Source organism: Aeromonas veronii, from assembly GCA_041319085.1.
In the GTDB taxonomy this organism is placed as follows: Bacteria; Pseudomonadota; Gammaproteobacteria; order Enterobacterales; family Aeromonadaceae; genus Aeromonas; species Aeromonas veronii_F.
Map to the genome: position 1 here is coordinate 2,277,636 of CP101033.1, position 16,024 is coordinate 2,293,659.

The 16,024-nt window shown below is 60.1% G+C and carries 12 protein-coding genes, 1 pseudogene and 1 riboswitch; of the genes and pseudogenes, 6 read left to right on the forward strand and 7 right to left on the reverse strand.

The features are described 5' to 3' along the window. Nucleotides 1–54: 54 nt before the first annotated feature. From guaA to NMD14_10930, 3 genes are all read right to left on the reverse strand, one after another. Nucleotides 55–1,644, reverse strand: a complete 1,590-nt coding sequence (gene guaA, locus NMD14_10920) for a glutamine-hydrolyzing GMP synthase (GenBank protein ID XEI31321.1) — start codon at nt 1,642–1,644, stop codon at nt 55–57. 84 nt (nt 1,645–1,728) lie between these two features. After that, nucleotides 1,729–3,192, reverse strand: a complete 1,464-nt coding sequence (gene guaB / locus NMD14_10925) for an IMP dehydrogenase (protein ID XEI31322.1) — start codon at nt 3,190–3,192, stop codon at nt 1,729–1,731. A 257-nt stretch (nt 3,193–3,449) separates the two neighbouring features. After that, complete coding sequence (locus tag NMD14_10930) at nt 3,450–4,241, reverse strand: alpha/beta hydrolase (GenBank protein XEI31323.1); 792 nt, start codon at nt 4,239–4,241, stop codon at nt 3,450–3,452. A 118-nt stretch (nt 4,242–4,359) separates the two neighbouring features. Between NMD14_10930 and NMD14_10935 the strand changes: the two genes are divergently transcribed. Genes NMD14_10935 through NMD14_10945 form a run of 3 tightly spaced genes read left to right on the forward strand, consistent with a single transcriptional unit; the run spans nt 4,360 to nt 5,612 of the window. Further along, on the forward strand, nt 4,360–4,743 hold the full coding sequence (locus NMD14_10935) for an MmcQ/YjbR family DNA-binding protein (protein XEI31324.1): 384 nt from the start codon (nt 4,360–4,362) through the stop codon (nt 4,741–4,743). Further along, nucleotides 4,740–5,216, forward strand: a complete 477-nt coding sequence (locus NMD14_10940) for a GNAT family N-acetyltransferase (protein XEI31325.1) — start codon at nt 4,740–4,742, stop codon at nt 5,214–5,216. The genes NMD14_10935 and NMD14_10940 overlap by 4 nt, the downstream gene beginning before the upstream one ends. 60 nt (nt 5,217–5,276) lie before the next feature. Next, nucleotides 5,277–5,612, forward strand: coding sequence for a DUF3802 family protein (locus NMD14_10945; GenBank protein XEI31326.1), 336 nt, complete (start codon nt 5,277–5,279; stop codon nt 5,610–5,612). A gap of 260 nt (nt 5,613–5,872) precedes the next feature. Here the strand turns inward: NMD14_10945 and msrA are convergent, their stop codons facing one another. Beyond that, nucleotides 5,873–6,505: a peptide-methionine (S)-S-oxide reductase MsrA gene (msrA, locus tag NMD14_10950; GenBank protein XEI31327.1), complete on the reverse strand. Its 633-nt coding sequence runs from the start codon at nt 6,503–6,505 to the stop codon at nt 5,873–5,875. 268 nt (nt 6,506–6,773) lie between these two features. Between msrA and argA the strand changes: the two genes are divergently transcribed. Further along, nucleotides 6,774–8,102 (forward strand): amino-acid N-acetyltransferase, encoded by a 1,329-nt coding sequence (gene argA / locus NMD14_10955; GenBank protein ID XEI31328.1) that lies wholly within the window; start codon nt 6,774–6,776, stop codon nt 8,100–8,102. A gap of 36 nt (nt 8,103–8,138) precedes the next feature. Here the strand turns inward: argA and NMD14_10960 are convergent, their stop codons facing one another. After that, nucleotides 8,139–9,305, reverse strand: coding sequence for a transposase (locus tag NMD14_10960; GenBank protein ID XEI31329.1), 1,167 nt, complete (start codon nt 9,303–9,305; stop codon nt 8,139–8,141). Nucleotides 9,306–9,598: 293 nt separating this feature from the next. Continuing rightward, a riboswitch (Lysine riboswitch) is annotated at nt 9,599–9,822 on the forward strand. A gap of 90 nt (nt 9,823–9,912) precedes the next feature. Here NMD14_10960 and lysC point away from each other — a divergent pair. Then, on the forward strand, nt 9,913–11,265 hold the full coding sequence (gene lysC, locus NMD14_10965; protein ID XEI31330.1) for a lysine-sensitive aspartokinase 3: 1,353 nt from the start codon (nt 9,913–9,915) through the stop codon (nt 11,263–11,265). Between the two features lie 82 nt (nt 11,266–11,347). Here lysC and NMD14_10970 read toward each other — a convergent pair whose 3' ends face one another. After that, the gene (locus tag NMD14_10970) at nt 11,348–12,433 is read right to left on the reverse strand and encodes a hypothetical protein (GenBank protein XEI31331.1); all 1,086 of its coding nucleotides are present in this window, start codon (nt 12,431–12,433) and stop codon (nt 11,348–11,350) included. 255 nt (nt 12,434–12,688) lie between these two features. On the opposite strand from NMD14_10970, the gene NMD14_10975 reads away from it, so the two are divergent. After that, a complete protein-coding gene (locus NMD14_10975) occupies nt 12,689–14,944 on the forward strand; it encodes a sulfatase-like hydrolase/transferase (protein ID XEI31332.1) in 2,256 nt (751 codons plus the stop codon). 63 nt (nt 14,945–15,007) lie between these two features. On the opposite strand, the pseudogene NMD14_10980 reads toward NMD14_10975, so the two are convergent. Then, a pseudogene (locus NMD14_10980) lies at nt 15,008–16,023 on the reverse strand (LD-carboxypeptidase). Nucleotide 16,024: the final 1 nt, after the last annotated feature.

Here is a 16,024-nt window from a genome sequence, read left to right on the forward strand (position 1 = left end):
TCAAGGGCGTCTTTTTGCATTTTTATGCTCGAAAGGCAGAAGGGCGCGAGCCGCTTATTCCCATTCGATGGTTGCAGGCGGCTTGCCGGAGACGTCGTACACCACGCGGGAGATACCGTTGATCTCGTTGATGATGCGGTTCGACACGTGACCGAGGAAGTCGTACGGCAGGTGAGCCCAGTGGGCGGTCATAAAGTCGATGGTTTCGACGGCGCGCAGGGCAATGACCCAGTCGTACTTGCGACCATCGCCCATGACGCCAACGGAGCGCACCGGCAGGAACACGGCGAACGCCTGGCTGACCTGATTGTAGAGGTCGGCTTTGCGCAGCTCTTCGATAAAGACCGCATCGGCTTTACGCAGCAGATCGCAGTACTCTTTCTTCACTTCGCCAAGGACGCGCACGCCCAGACCCGGGCCCGGGAACGGGTGACGGTAGAGCATGTCGTAGGGCAGACCCAGCTCGAGGCCAACGCGGCGCACTTCGTCTTTGAACAGCTCGCGCAGCGGCTCGACCAGACCCATCTTCATCTCGTCCGGCAGGCCGCCGACGTTGTGGTGAGACTTGATGACGTGGGCCTTGCCGGTCTTGCTGGCAGCCGATTCGATCACATCCGGATAGATGGTGCCCTGCGCCAGCCAGCGGGCGTTTTTCAGCTTCTTGGCTTCGTCGTCGAACACTTCGACGAAGACGCGGCCGATGATCTTGCGCTTGGCTTCCGGCTCGTCTTCACCCGCCAGGGCAGAGAGGAAGCGCTCTTCGGCTTCAACCTTGATGATGTTGAGACCAAAGTGGTCACCAAACATCTCCATCACCTGCTCGCCTTCGTTCAGACGCAGCAGACCGTTGTCAACGAAGACGCAGGTCAGGCGATCGCCGATGGCGCGGTGCACCAGCATGGCAACCACGGAGGAGTCGACACCACCGGAGAGGCCGAGGATCACTTCGTCGTCACCCACTTGCTCGCGGATGCGGGCAACGGCGTCGTCGATGATGGTGGCCGGCGTCCACAGGCATTCGCAACCACAGATGTCTTTAACGAAGTGCTCCAGCATGCGGGCACCCTGACGGGTGTGGGTCACTTCCGGGTGGAACTGCACGCCGTAGAAGCGCTTGGCTTCATTGGCCATGGCCGCGTGGGGGCAGGTCGGGGTGCTGGCGATGGTGGTGAAGTCAGCCGGGATAGCAGTGACCTTGTCACCGTGGCTCATCCAGACATCCAGCAGGGCATTGCCGTTGTCAGCGATGGCATCTTCGATGTTGCGCAAGAGGGCGCTGGTCTTGCCACAGTCGCCCAGCACTTCGACCTTGGCGTAACCGAATTCACGCTCGGTGGAGGATTGCACCTTGCCACCCAGCTGCTCGGCCATGGTCTGCATGCCGTAGCAGATACCGAACACCGGCACACCGGCGTTGAACACGTACTCGGGAGCACGCGGGCTGCCCGCTTCGGTGACGGACTCCGGACCGCCGGAGAGGATGATGCCGTTGGGATTGAATTCGCGGATCTGCTCTTCGGTCACATCCCAGGCCCACAGTTCGCAGTAAACACCGATCTCGCGCACACGGCGGGCAATCAGCTGGGTGTACTGGGAACCGAAGTCGAGGATAAGGATACGGTGCTGGTGAATGTCTTTAGTCATTTTATTCCTGCATCAGGCTGATGTTTTAACAAAAAGCATGGGGATAAAAACGGTGTCAAAACGGGGCCGCAGCCCCGTCTTGTATCAGCCCATCCGATAGTTGGGGGCTTCTTTGGTAATGGTCACATCGTGGACGTGGGACTCTTTCATCCCGGCGCCGGAGATGCGCACGAACTCGGCCTTGGTGCGCATGTCGTCGATGGTGGCGCTGCCGGTCAACCCCATGGAGGAGCGCAGGCCGCCCATCTGCTGGTGGATGATCTCTTTGAGGCGGCCCTTGTACGGCACGCGACCTTCGATGCCTTCCGGCACCAGCTTGTCAGCGGCGTTGTCGGTCTGGAAGTAGCGGTCGCTGGAGCCTTTGGACATAGCGCCCAGGGAACCCATGCCGCGGTAGGATTTGAAGGAGCGACCCTGATAGAGCTCGATCTCGCCCGGCGCTTCTTCAGTACCGGCGAACATGGAGCCGACCATGACGCAGCTGGCGCCCGCAGCGATGGCTTTGGCGATGTCGCCGGAGAAGCGGATACCGCCGTCGGCAATTACCGGAATACCGGTGCCTTCCAGCGCGTCAACGGCGTCGGAGATGGCAGTGATCTGGGGAACACCGACACCGGTCACGATACGGGTAGTACAGATGGAGCCCGGGCCGATACCGACCTTGACGGCATTGACACCGGCAGCAGCCAGCGCCTTGGCACCGGCACCGGTCGCCACGTTGCCACCGATGATCTGCAGATCCGGATAGGCGTCGCGAGTGGCCTTGATGCGATCCAGCACGCCCTGGGAGTGGCCGTGGGAGGAGTCGATCAGCAGCACGTCAACACCGGCTTCCACCAGCGCGGCGACGCGCTCTTCGTTACCGGCACCGGCACCGACCGCGGCACCAACCCGCAGACGACCCTTGTCATCTTTACAGGCGTGCGGCTTGCGCTCGGCTTTCTGGAAATCTTTAACGGTGATCATGCCCTTGAGTTTGAAGTCGGCGTTCACCACCAGCACTTTTTCGATACGGTGCTTTTGCATCAGGGCAACCACCTCTTCGCGAGGGGCCCCTTCACGCACGGTGACCAGACGATCTTTCTGGGTCATGATCTGTTCAACGGTCTGGGAGAGGTCAATCACGAAGCGCACGTCACGGCCGGTGATGATACCGACCAGCTTGTTGCCGTCAGTCACCACGGGGTAACCGGCGAAGCCATTCTTGTGGCTCAGCTCCTTGATTTGGGCAATGGTCATGTCAGGGCGTACGGTGACGGGGTCAGTGACCACGCCGCTTTCGTACTTCTTGACCTTGCGCACTTCGGCAGCCTGCTGCTCGATGGACATGTTCTTGTGGATAAAGCCGATACCGCCTTCCTGGGCAAGTGCGATAGCCAGACGGGCATCGGTCACTGTGTCCATGGCAGCGGAGATCATCGGGATGTTCAGGCTGATGGTGGAGGTCAGCTTGGTACGCAGATCGGCAGTATTGGGAAGAACGTCGGAGTGGGCGGGAACCAACAGTACATCGTCGAAGGTTAACGCTTCTTTGGCAATCCTGAGCATGGCAATATCTCACCGTTGAGGAAGTGGGGGTGTAAAATATTGCCGACAAAGTTTACTCACCGATTGGTCACTGGTAAAGAAGTTTTTTGAATTTTTTATGGCGTAGCCCTCTTTTAGGCAGCCAAAACGTCAAAAAACCAAGATTATCAGTACGAAAACCGCCATGTCGGGGCAAAATAGTTGGCTAACCGATGATTTATGCAAACTGCAGGTTACTGCTCACGCCTCTCCTTTCCTTGCAGCCAAAATGCTTATTTTTAGCGATCATCAATTGAAATGGGGTAAATGAACGCCAGCGTACAGCGATTAAACTGCTCCGGCTGCTCCACATTACACACATGACCGCACTGCTCGATCACCGCCAGTGAGGCGCTGGCATCGCGAGCCACCTGCTCGCGCACCGTTGACAGAAACATATGATCCTCCTCCCCCATCACATAGAGAGTGGGAATTGGCAGAGAGCGTTCGCGGAAGTAGCGCATCAGCGGGTTGACCTCAGTGGCGAGGCGGAACCAGCGTTTGAACTCTTTCTGGCACAGCTTGCGGGCCTCGCGTACAAAGAGGTTGCGCGACTCCTGGTGGTGCTGGCGCGGCATGATGATGAAGGCAAACAGCCGGTAGAGCCACATATAGGGCAGGATATGCTGGCCGAGTCGGCCCAGTTGCACCAGCACCCGTGAGCGGATATCGAGCCGCAGGATGGCGCCCCCAAGTACCATGCTCTTGACCCGCTCCGGGCAGAGCTCGGCCAGATGGCGAATCAGGATGGTGCCAAGGGAGATCCCGACAAAGTGGGCGCGGCGGATATTGAGATGATCGAGCAGCCGAACGATATCTTCGGTCACGGCCCGAAAGCTGTAGTGGCCCTTGACCACCTGTTGCAGTTGGTGGGACTGGCCGTGGCCGCGCAAGTCCAGCAGCAGCACATTGAAGTGTTCGCGATAGGCGCGCAGCTGCTTGAACCAGATGGAGGAGCTGCCACCGGCCCCGTGGACAAACACCACCCAATCCCGCTCGGGACCCAGCTCAAAGGTCTTGTGATACAACATCCAATAGGCTCCCTTGGTGATGGGGGGTATACTCGGCTGCGCGCATATTAACAGAACAGACCCACCGATAGATATGCGCCTGACATGACCCGGATCACCCCTTGCGCGAGAAATTTCCATGGATTTGACCCGTTTGCGCCACTTTCTACTGACCCTGCCGGGCACCACCGAAGATACTCCGTTTGGCCCGGAATTCCTGGTCTACCGCATCGCGGGCAAGATGTTCGCGCTGGTGAATTGGCAGGCCGACCCGCTCACCATCAACCTCAAATGCGAGCCCGAACTGGCGTTGCTACTGCGCGAGATCCACTCCGAGGTCAAACCGGGATGGCATATGAACAAGCAACACTGGAACACGGTGACATTAAGCGATGCGCTGCCGGACGATCTGTGGCAAGGCTGGGTGCACCACTCCTATGAACAGGTTGTCGCGGGCCTGCCCAAAGCCAAACGGCCACAGGCACCGCGTCCCCTCCCCCCCACAGACGACCAGACCTTATGACGCCGGCACTGCGTATTGTCCCCCTTGGCGAGGCACATATCTCCACCCTCGTGACCCTGTTTGAGCAGGCGGTACGACGCAGCGGCCCCGAGCACTACAGCGCCGAGCAGGTGGAGCAGTGGGCCCTCGGTTCACAACATCCCGGCTTTGTCAGCCAGTTGCGCGAGCACCACGGCTGGGTGGCGGAACTTGGCAATGTTCCCCTCGGTTTTGTCACCCTGAGCCCGGATGGCCACCTCAGTCTGCTCTATGTGAGCGCCGACCATCAGCGCCAGGGACTGGGCAATCTGCTGCTCACCACGGCGCTGGCGGGGGCCCGAGGGCTCGGTCTGACCCTCATCACCACCGAGGCCAGCGCCTTCAGTTATGAGCTATTTTTACGACATGGCTTTACGTTGACCGGGCTGGAGTGCGTGGATCGGGGCGGAGTCAGTTTTACTCGCCATCGCCTGCACTGCAGCTTGCCAAGCTAGGGCAGCCATCTGCTAAAATACGCTTAATTTTCGTATTGTTACTGTATTGAGGCAGCAACCATGGTGGTAGCAAGTGAAGGCTATATCTCGCTGATCGACTATCTGGTGGAGAGTTTGGGATTGTTTGAATCCCAACAGCAGAGCAACGGTGAAGAGACCATCGAGGATCTGGTCAGTGGCCGTGTTGCCAGCAACCTGATGGCCATTTGCGAGCAGCACCCCGAGTTGGATCCCAAGGTGCGTTTCGCCCTCATGCAGGAGGCCGACGCCGTGGTCGCCGATCTGGAAGAGGTGCTCTCCGCCGTCTGGCTGCGCGCCCCGACCCCGGAACAGAAAGCCTTCCTCATCGAGCTTATTGACCTGATCAAGAACCTGTTCGACAGCGCGTTCGGCTGATCTGCCGTCTGGTTCTCCCGCCCAACGCAAGATTTCAAAACACGCAGACAGGAAAAGGGCCGCCTTGGTGGGCAGCCCTGCTTGCTATCATTTTCAATCCACCCATGCGTTCATTCATTGGGGGTTTTCAAGGCAAGAAATGTGTCTGGACTTTGCATCCGATCCCTAGACGCTACCTTGTTAGTCCCATAAGGTCGCAATAAGTTCCCTCCTCCGACCATTTATTTTTACTTTTATTAAGAAATCGACTACAAACCTGTTTAGCGGTTCAGGCTCGGTGGCAAACAGACTCCAATGCCTCCCAACCCGCAGTACCCATCCGGATTTTTCTCCAGATATTGCTGATGATAATCCTCGGCGTAATAGAAGGGCACCAGCGGCAGAATGCGGGTGGTGATGGCACGGCTGTCGCCGCTTGCCGCCATCGCCTGCTGATAGGCCGCCATGCTCTGCTGGGCAATGATCTGCTGACTCTCGTCGCCATAGAAGATCACCGAACGGTACTGGGTGCCCACATCGCCCCCCTGCCGCATCCCCTGCGCCGGATCGTGCTGCTCCCAGAACAGTCTGAGCAGATCGCCGTAGCTGATCACCGCCGGATCAAACACCACCTGCACCGTCTCGGCATGGCCGGTCAGCCCGCTGCACACCTCTTTGTAGGTGGGATTCTGGGTAACGCCGCCCTGATAACCGGCCGCAGTGGAATAAACACCCGGCTGCTGCCAGAACAGGCGCTCCACCCCCCAGAAACAGCCCATGCCAAACCAGGCCACCGCCACCCCTTCTGGCCAGGGGCCCTGGGTCGGGTTGCCATTTACCGCATGCTGCTGACCAATCACCATCGCTTCGCGTCGTCCCGGCAGGGCATCTGCCGGTGAAATAATCTGTTCCATGAATTCTGTCCTTGTATAAAACCCTGTGAAATCACACAGCTGACGAAAAGGAGCATCGAAGATAGCAGTTTATCACGCCGGATCAACCGGCGGGCCCCCTCCCCGCTCGCGCCGTCGGCCATCTGCGCCTTCCACGACCCTTTCCTGATCCGCACAACCAAGCCGCCGCTGGTAGACCAGAAACGGCAAAATCAATATTTAGTCTTGATTTGTGAATTAATTTTCATATATTGAGCCAATCGCTGTTTTTTTATGGAAGAAATATCAAGTGCGTGAACGCGAACCCAGTCTGGTCAATGCTTTCCGGCAATCCACCCCCTATGTCAATGTGCATCGGGGTGCCACCTTTGTGCTGATGATGGGGGGAGAAGCCCTCTGCCACCCCAATTTTGCCAATATCGTCAGCGATATCGCTCTGCTGCAGACACTGGGCATACGCCTGGTGCTGGTGTTTGGTTCACGTCAGCAAAATGATGAGGCGCTGGCCCGTGCCGGTATCGAGGCCCAGTACCACAAGCGGATCCGGGTCACCGATGACGAGAGTTTCGCCATCATCAAGCAGGTGTGTGGCGGCCTGCAATATGACATTACCGCCCAGCTCTCCATGGGGCTCGCCAACACCCCGATGCAGGGTGCGCGGATCAGTGTGGTGAGCGGCAACTTCGTCACCGCCCAGCCGCTGGGAGTGGATGATGGCATCGACTTTTGCCATAGCGGCCGGGTGCGCCGCATCGACGTGGAGGGGATCACCCGCCAGCTCGATCAGAAGAGCCTGGTGCTCGTCTCCCCCATCGGCTGCTCGGTCACCGGCGAGAGCTTTAACCTCAGCTCGGAAGAGGTGGCACGCCGGGTGGCGGTCGACCTCAAGGCGGACAAGCTTATCTGCTTCAGCAGCACGCAGGGGGTAATGGACAGACGCGGCGAAGCCATCTCCGAACTCTTCCCCGAGCAGGCCGAAGAGCTGCTGGTGGAGCTGGAGCAAGCGGGCGAAGAGATGTCCGGCACCGCTCGCTATCTGCGCGCGGCGATTGCCTCCTGTCGCGGCGGGGTTCCCCGCTCCCATCTGGTGAGCTATCAGGATGATGGCGCCATGCTGCAGGAGCTGTTCAGCCGCGATGGCCTCGGCACCCAGATCGTGCGGGAAAGTGCCGAGCAGGCCCGTGCCGCCACCATCGAGGATATCGGCGGCATTCTGGATCTCATTCGCCCACTGGAGGAGGAAGGGATCCTGGTGCGCCGCTCCCGCGAGCAGCTGGAGATGGAGATCGACAAGTTCACCATCATCGAACGCGATGGCCTTATCATCGGCTGCGCGGCGCTCTACTGCTTTATGGAAGAGGCGATGGCGGAGATGGCCTGCGTCGCCATCCACCCCGACTATCGCAACTCCAACCGGGGGGATCAGCTGGTGGCCAAGGTGGCCGAGCGGGCCAAGCGGCTGGGCATCCGTCGCCTGTTCGTGCTCACCACCCGTTCAATCCACTGGTTCCGGGAGCGGGGCTTCGATCCGCTGGAAGTGGAAGATCTGCCGGTGGCGCGCCAGCGTCTCTACAACTGGCAGCGTCGCTCCAAGGTTTTGTCAAAGACCATTGCGTGACTGCTCCCCGCCGCAAGCGGCGAGGCTTCCCACTTCTTAGGCCGCTACCGTCAGATTGACGGATTTACGCTGGCCTCCATGGGCAGAAACGGCGAGCCCCGCCGCTTTTAATTCCAATATTCCTTGCTGTCGAATGTTCATGGCCGCGTTGATGTCGCGGTCATGCTCTGCCCCACACGCTGGACATACCCACTGTCGTTGGTGAAGTGGCATCTCCGGCATCTTGTGGCCGCACTCGCTACATGGTTTAGAGCTGGCAAACCACTGATCGAGTTTGATTAGGTGGCAGCCCACCGCTTGGGCTTTGTACTCCAGCCTCATGATAAAACCATGCCAGCCAGCATCGCCAATGGCGCGGGCCAGCTTGTGGTTTTTCATCATATTGGTTGTTTTAAGCGTCTCCACGATGATCGCTTGGTTATCGTCAACTATCGTGCGAGAGAGTTTGTGCTGAAAATCAGCGCGAGCATGGGCTACCCGCTCGTGCAGGGCGGCCAGCTGTAATTTGGCCTTACTACGATTGGCACTGCCTTTTGTCTTGCGAGACAGTGCTTTTTGCTTTCGCCGCAGATTGCGACTTGCGTTGATAAGATGGCGCGGGTTGGCCATCTTTTTGCCACTCGACGCAATGAGGTAGTGGGACAGCCCCATATCATAGCCTGTCACCTCTGTGATGAGGGAGGGCTTGGCGGGAGCCTCACGGCCATCATCGCAAAGGATGGAGGCATAGTATTTCCCTGTCGGGCCACGGCTGACCGTGATACTGGATACCACGCCGATAATATCTCGGTGAATGACAGCTCGGATGGGCGTCATCTTCGGTAACAGGATGGCATCGGTCAGCACTTTGCCATTGGGGTGGTAGCTCGATTGCCTGCCTCGCTTGCTCTTGAAGGTGGGCATCCTGGCCTTGAGCTTGGGGTTGAAAAAATTGGCGAATGCCTTATCCAGGTTGATCACCGCCTGCTGTAAGGCTTGTGAATCGTACTCTTTCAGCCAGCTGTATTTGCGCGATTTTTTTGCCACAGCGAGCAGGGGTTTCAAGTCGCGTTTGGGTTTCAGTGAAACCCCGTGGCGCTGGAACATGTGCCGCTGAATATGAAGGGCTTTGTTGTACGCGAACCGCACCGCGCCGAACTGGGCATTGAGGAATGCCGCTTGTTCGTCGGTGGGGTAAATGCGTACTTTTGTGGCTCTTTTCATGATTAAAAACACAGGCTGTATATAAGCACAGTTATAGCGCGTGCCAGTGAAATCAACAACCGCTGCGGACGTGCGGCAGGCGCGACTATCGAGACACTGAAGACATAGGCGGGCTCGCAAACGCATCAGATTAGCTCCCCTTATATCCCCGCCCGATTGGGCTAGGGTTTACGGGGCATCTGCTAAGCCATTGATTCCGCATTGAGCTAGCCGACAATTTGAACTTTTTCACAAACTCGATTGACAGTGCAATCCAACGCAGGGTATTTCTAAATGCACTCCACCGCCCTGGTGGAGCCAGAAGAGGAGCGCTGCCCAGGCAGCCCAAGGGAGGACACCAGCGTCCGGTGAACTTGGGTCAGGGGGAGCAGCGCCGAGACATCTGAGGCAACTGGATACCTCAGTGTCGGCTGCGGGGGCTGAATCCCCCGGGTTGTCATCGGTAGTGATCATCCCCCACCGCGCCCTGTCAGGGGCGGTACGGGATGGGCTCTGCAGGTGGAGTGCTTCTGGCCGGGATCGCTTCGTTCATTCCTGCCATTCTCAGCCTCCTCCTCTCTTTTTTGCCCGATGGAACTGGAATTTTAAATTAAGACAGGAGTAAGTAATGAGTCCGATCAATGTCGCCAAGTTTGGCGGAACCAGTGTCGCCAACTTCCCGGCCATGAACCACTGTGCCGATATCGTGCTGGCCAATCCCGCCACCCAGGTGGTGGTACTGAGCGCCAGCGCCGGTGTCACCAACCTGCTGGTCGCCCTGGCACAAGGGGAGCTGGACGAAGCGGGCCGCGATGAGCATCTGGCTAAACTGGCCGGGATCCAGCAGGCCATTCTGGCCGATCTCGGCAACCCCGTTGATGTGAGCGCCCTCATTCATAGCCAGCTCGACGAGATCCGCCTCATGGCCCAGCAAGCCCACCAGCATACCGATGCGGAGCTGGCCGATCGCCTCATCGCCTGCGGCGAGCTGATGTCTACCCGCCTCTTTACCGAGCTGCTGCGCCAGCGCGGCGTCAAGGCTCACTGGCAGGATGTGCGCCTGCTGATGCGCACCGACAGCCGCTTTGGCAAGGCCACCGTCGATCTGGCCACCACCCGAACCCTCTGCCAGCAGATGCTGGGCCCGCAGCTGGGCGACAGCCTGATCATCACCCAGGGCTTTATCGGCTCCGATGGCGATGGCCGCACCACCACGCTGGGTCGCGGCGGCTCTGACTACAGCGCAGCCCTGCTCGCCGAAGCGCTTGATGCCACCAGCATCGAGATCTGGACCGATGTGCCCGGCATCTACACCACGGATCCGCGCCTCGTTACCCGCGCCCGCCCCATTCCCGAAATCAGCTTTGTCGAAGCGGCCGAGATGGCCACCTTCGGCGCCAAGGTGCTGCACCCCGCAACCCTGCAACCGGCGGTGCGTCAGAATATTCCGGTGTTTGTCGGCTCAGCCAAGGACCCGGCCGCCGGTGGTACTTGGATCCGCGCCAGCACAGATTCAAGCCCGCTGTTTCGCGCCGTCGCCCTGCGCCGCCAGCAGGTGCTGGTGACCCTGCACAGCCTCAACATGTTCCACGCCTACGGCTTTCTGGCCGAAGTGTTCGGCATTCTGGCCCGTCACCGCATCTCGGTAGACCTCATCACCACGTCGGAGGTGAGCGTGTCACTGACACTGGATCACACCGGCAGCCAGAGCAACGGCGAGCCGATCCTGAGCGACAAGGTACTGGCCGAGCTGGGGCAACTCTGCAAGGTAGAGGTGGAAACCGGTCTGGCACTGGTGGCGCTCATCGGTAACCGGATGAGCGAAGTGAACGGGGTGGGCAGTCAGGTCTTTGACGCCCTGCGCGAACACAACATCCGGATGATCTGCTACGGCGCCAGCGCCCACAATCTCTGCTTCCTGGTCAAGGAGAGCGAGGCGGGCAATATCGTCAACCGCCTCCATCAGGAGTTGCTGGACTGACCCTCACCGCGAGGCAAACCAGACCATGCAACAGGGCGCCTACACGGCGCCCTGTTCATTTGTATTCCGCGGATGTGTTGGCTCAGGCAAGGCTGGTGGCAGGCAACTGGCAGGCCAAGGCTTCGCGGCGCAGTTGCTGCAAACGGGCCAGCAGCCCGGTCTGGCCCAGCTCCGTCTCCTGAGGCGAGAGATTGTCCACCAGCAGCGGATAGTGATCCGTTACCGTCTGCATCAGCCAGTCGAGGCGACGCAGGGTCTGCGGGCCGCAGCTCTGGCCGCTCAGATCATCGGCCACATCGAGCCGGTGGCTGCGATACATATCGCGCCACCAGTTGGCGACCAGCGCCTCGTCGCTCGCTAGCGCGGCGCTCCACTCACCTTGCAGGGCGTGCAGGCGGGCCAGCACTGGGGCACTGGCCCCTTCACGGATCAGGTGATGGATCTCCCGTTTGACCCACTTGAGGCAGAGTTCGCGCCAGTAGCGAAATTGCGGCAAGGGATCGGCCTCATCAAGCCAGAGCCCTGAGAGAGTGCGGGTCTCCAGTCGTTCCGGCACATGGAACTGCGGGTCGACCAGACCGTTGGAGTTGTATTCAAAGCGGGGATCGAAGGTCCACATATAACCAAAATCGAACACGCTGATCTGCTCACCGTCGTCGAGCAGGTTGCCCGGGCTCGGGTCCCAGTCAAACCAGCCCCAGCGGGCCAGCTCCCCCTGCACCTCCAGCATCTGGGCCAGATTACGTTCGTTGAGCTGATGCACCGGCACACCCCGCAGCCAGGGGGAAACCAGCACTCCGGCCCGCGCCGAGCCAAAGCTGGTGCAGACCACGTGGGAGAGGATGGTAGGGTGCAGCTCGCGCAGCGCCTCGATTTCGCGCCGTCGCTCCAGCTCGGTCAGAAAGGCGGTCTTGCCATCAAGGTTGGCCACCAGCGAATCCTGACGCCGCCGCTTGAGACACCAGTGATGCCCCTCCACCTTGAGGTGAAACACCTCAGCAGTGAGGCCGTGGCGATAGACCTTGACCACAGCCGGGTGGCTATCCTTAAGCTTGACCAGCTGGGCCAGCGGCAGCGGGCAATCGCGCTCGCGTCCGATCCGGATCTCTTCCTTGCTCTCCAGCATGCGCAGCAATCTGGCCTGACGCGCCATCACCTTGGGATTCATACATGTACCTCCAGTCGCTATTGAGAGACTAAACAGCGCCCCCCTCCCAGGCCAGCGGCAAAACCCCATGATGACGCTTTCATCACATATTCCGAACAACCCCTCGATCGGGATCACAATTTGCAAGGTTTAGCCGTAACCAAATATTCATTAAGCGGTCATTAAATTGACAAGCTGGAACAAGGCCAGCACCATCGGGTCAAACTCTATGCGGATGAACGATCTCTCCCTCACTCGCTCAAAGGATGAGCTTATATGAATCGCCCCTCCTCAGGCCGCCCCCGTGTCCTGAGTCTGCCCTCTGGGCTACTGGCCCTGCTGGGCGGATTGCTGCTGCTGACCCTGTTATTGCCGCTGATCAATCCCGGCAGCTGGCTGGGCCGTGCCCAGCCGCTGGTGCTGGGTCCCGCCGACAATCCGCTGGCCACCCTAACCCGCCACGCCCTGCTCTATAAAAGCGACAGCCGTGGCCTCTATCTGGTGGTGCGCAGCCAGTGGCAGTTGCGGGGGCCGTTGCAAGCGGGGGACAAGGTACGGGTGGAGCTGCTCAACGACAAGGGGGAGCGGATCGACCAGCTAAGTCAAGCGGTGGATAAACGTCAGGTGTGCCGCAATAACCGCTGCACCCTGGATCTCAACAGCACCCTGCGCGCCCCGGACGATGCGCTGGCCAGCCGCTATCAGCTGCGCATCGGTCTGCTGCTCAAAGATCGCCCCGAGAGCGGCGATTTCAGCCAGATCCTGCAAACCCTGCCCGAGCAGGGCTTCAACCTCACTTATCTGGTGGTAAGCCTGACGCTGGTACTGGCCCTGAGCGCCGCCGTGCTCAAAACGGTGCTGCCCAAGCTGCGCCGCAGCCTGCGCTGGCGGATCATCGGCAGCCTGCTGCTCGGCAACCTCACCTTCGTGCTGCTGCACGGCTTCGTGGTGTTCAAGCTGGGGGAGTTTCTGCTCTGGTCAGGCTTTCGGCCGGAGCACTACTATCTGGCCTGGGGCAGCATGGTGCTGGGCTGGAGTCTCTGTGCGCTGGCGGGTTTCAACCTCTATATGGGGCTGGTCTTTACGGCTCTTTCGGGAATAGGTCTGCTCGCCAACTTTATGAAGATCGCCATCTACGGCGTGCCACTCGGCGGAGATGATTTTGGCAACCTGCTGGCGCTGCTGCGGATCCTGCTCGATCAACATCCCATCCTGCCCATTTTCACCGTGTTACTGGCACTGTTTCTCTGCTGGCGCTTTGCCCTGTCACGCTGGGTGTTGCGCACTGCCGCCGCCACCGTTGCCTTCTTTGCGCTGTGCGTGTTTGCCACCCAGACCGGCAACAAGCTGCTGGGAGCCAACATTCGCTATGTGGACCGCGCGGTCAACTACCACAGGGACATCATCCGCTCCGGCCCCGGCCTCTATCTGTTCAATCTGGTGGACGAGATGCTGCAAAGCGGCAGCGTGTTTCGCTACCCCTTGCAGATCAACGAGCTGACCCCGCAGTTGAGCCACCCACCCCAAGGCATTGCGCCGCGCTGGGATCTGGTGATCGTGCTGCAATATGAGTCGCTCTGGCTCGACTGGAAGGGGCGGATCTGCGCACCGGCCCCCACCCTCTCCCTGCCCGCCAGCGTGCAGCAGTGGCAAAAGACCATCCACTCCCCCACCACCGGCGGCATGACGGTGCTGGCGGAGTTCGAGATGAACAGCGGCCTGCCGGTGGGCTTGCTCAAGCAGGGAGTGGTGCCCTACTACTACCTCTCGCAGCAGGTGCCGGGATTGGCCCAGAGCGCCAGACAGAGTGGCTACCAGACCCTGTTCGCCCACCCCTATGTGGAAAAATTCTGGGGCCGCGCCAAAGCGATCCCGGCGCTCGGCTATGAGGAGCGCTGGTTCGACACCCGCTTCACCACCCTTGAGCACAAGGGGCTCTATATCTCCGATGATGCGCTGATCGACCACCTGCTCAAGCGCAGCGAGCAGGATAGCCAGCCGCTGTTTGCCTACGCGGTCACCATGCAGGGGCACGGCCCCTTCGATGGCCCACGTTATCAGGGGCAGGAGCACAGCGGCGCCTGCCCGAACCAGAGCGAGAGCGACACCCAACTGCTCAACACCTACTACACCGGGGTGGTGGATGCCATGGCCTCGCTGGAGCGGCTGCTCAAGACCCTCGACCAGTCGGGCAAGCGCTATCTGGTGGTGGCCTTTGGCGATCACCAGCCGTTTTTGATGTCCGCCGGCAAGGGCATTCACGGTGACAAGCCGGCGCGCGATGCCACCTACCAGATCCCCATGATGGCTTTTGCCCGCACCGATGATCCCCTCAATCTGGCGACCCAGTTTGCCCCAGTGCGCCAGCTCTACCAGATGGGTCAAGCTACCCGCCAGCTGCTGGCCGGGGATATCACCCCCATCGAAGAGAAGCCCCTGCTCCATCCGGTACTGGGGGAAGAGAAGGGGTTCGATCCCTCCCCCCTGGTGCCGCAGATCCGTGCCAGCTTCCGGCCCGATGCCCTGCCCTGACAATCCCATCCCCCAACAACAGACAAGGCCGCATCAGCGGCCTTGTCTGTTTCCTTCGCTCCGTCAGGCGCTCTGCCACCAGGGCTCAAGCAGCGTTAGCTGCTGGCGGTCAAGATCCAGCTCCGCCTCGATGCCCAGCGGCAACGTCAGCATGGGGTGGGTATGGGCGCAGTCAAACTCCGCCAGAATGGGGAAGTTCGGCTCCCCCACCACCTCCAGCAGGATATCGAGGGGGCGCTTGCCGCTGCCCTGATCGTTGAACAGCTCGTGCTTGCCGAGGATAAGGGCGCCGATCCGATCAAACACCCCGCACAGCTTGAGATGGGCGAAGGAGCGCTCCACCGTATCGGCAGATTTCAGGCTGTCCTCCAGCAACAGAATGTCGCCGCGCTCGATGGGCGGCATATAGGGGGAACCCCAGATCCCCGCCATGGTATTGAGGTTGCCGCCTATCAGCCGCCCCGCTACCCGCCCTGAGCCCACCGAGATCAGCCGGTTGGGCTGGCACTGCTTGGCCCGGGTCTGATTTTCCCAATCGAGCCGTTCATCGCTCCACTTTGCCGGGGTGGGCAGCATGCAGGGGACGCCAGCCTCGTCGGCCAGCACAATCTGTAAAAAACTGGCGAGCGTCTCGTCCACCAGCGGCGGCAACTCGCCAAAGGAGGCCAACAGCGCTGGGCCATAAAAGGTGACCAAACCAGTATGGGCATGAATGCCGAGCAGCAGGGCCGTCACATCGGAGTAGCCGACGATGATCTTGGGATCGTGCTTGAGCGCAGCAAAATCGAGGTAAGGGAGCAGGGAGTTGGAGTTGCTGCCGCCAATCACCGACATGATGCTGCGCACCTCGGGTCGCGAATAAGGGCGTTGAGCTCCTCGGCCCGCGCGGCGATGGTGCCGGAGCGCCAGTGATCCTGCTGGCCGGTGAGGCTACCCGCCTTGAGCCGGAAGCCCTGCCCTTCAAGGAAGGCCTTTGCACGGGCAAAACGGGTGGGTGCCCAGGCGGTTGCCGCGCTGGAGGGGGAGAAAAAAGCGATGGTGTCGCCGCGCTTGAGTGGCGGGGCAAGGAGTCTCGTCATC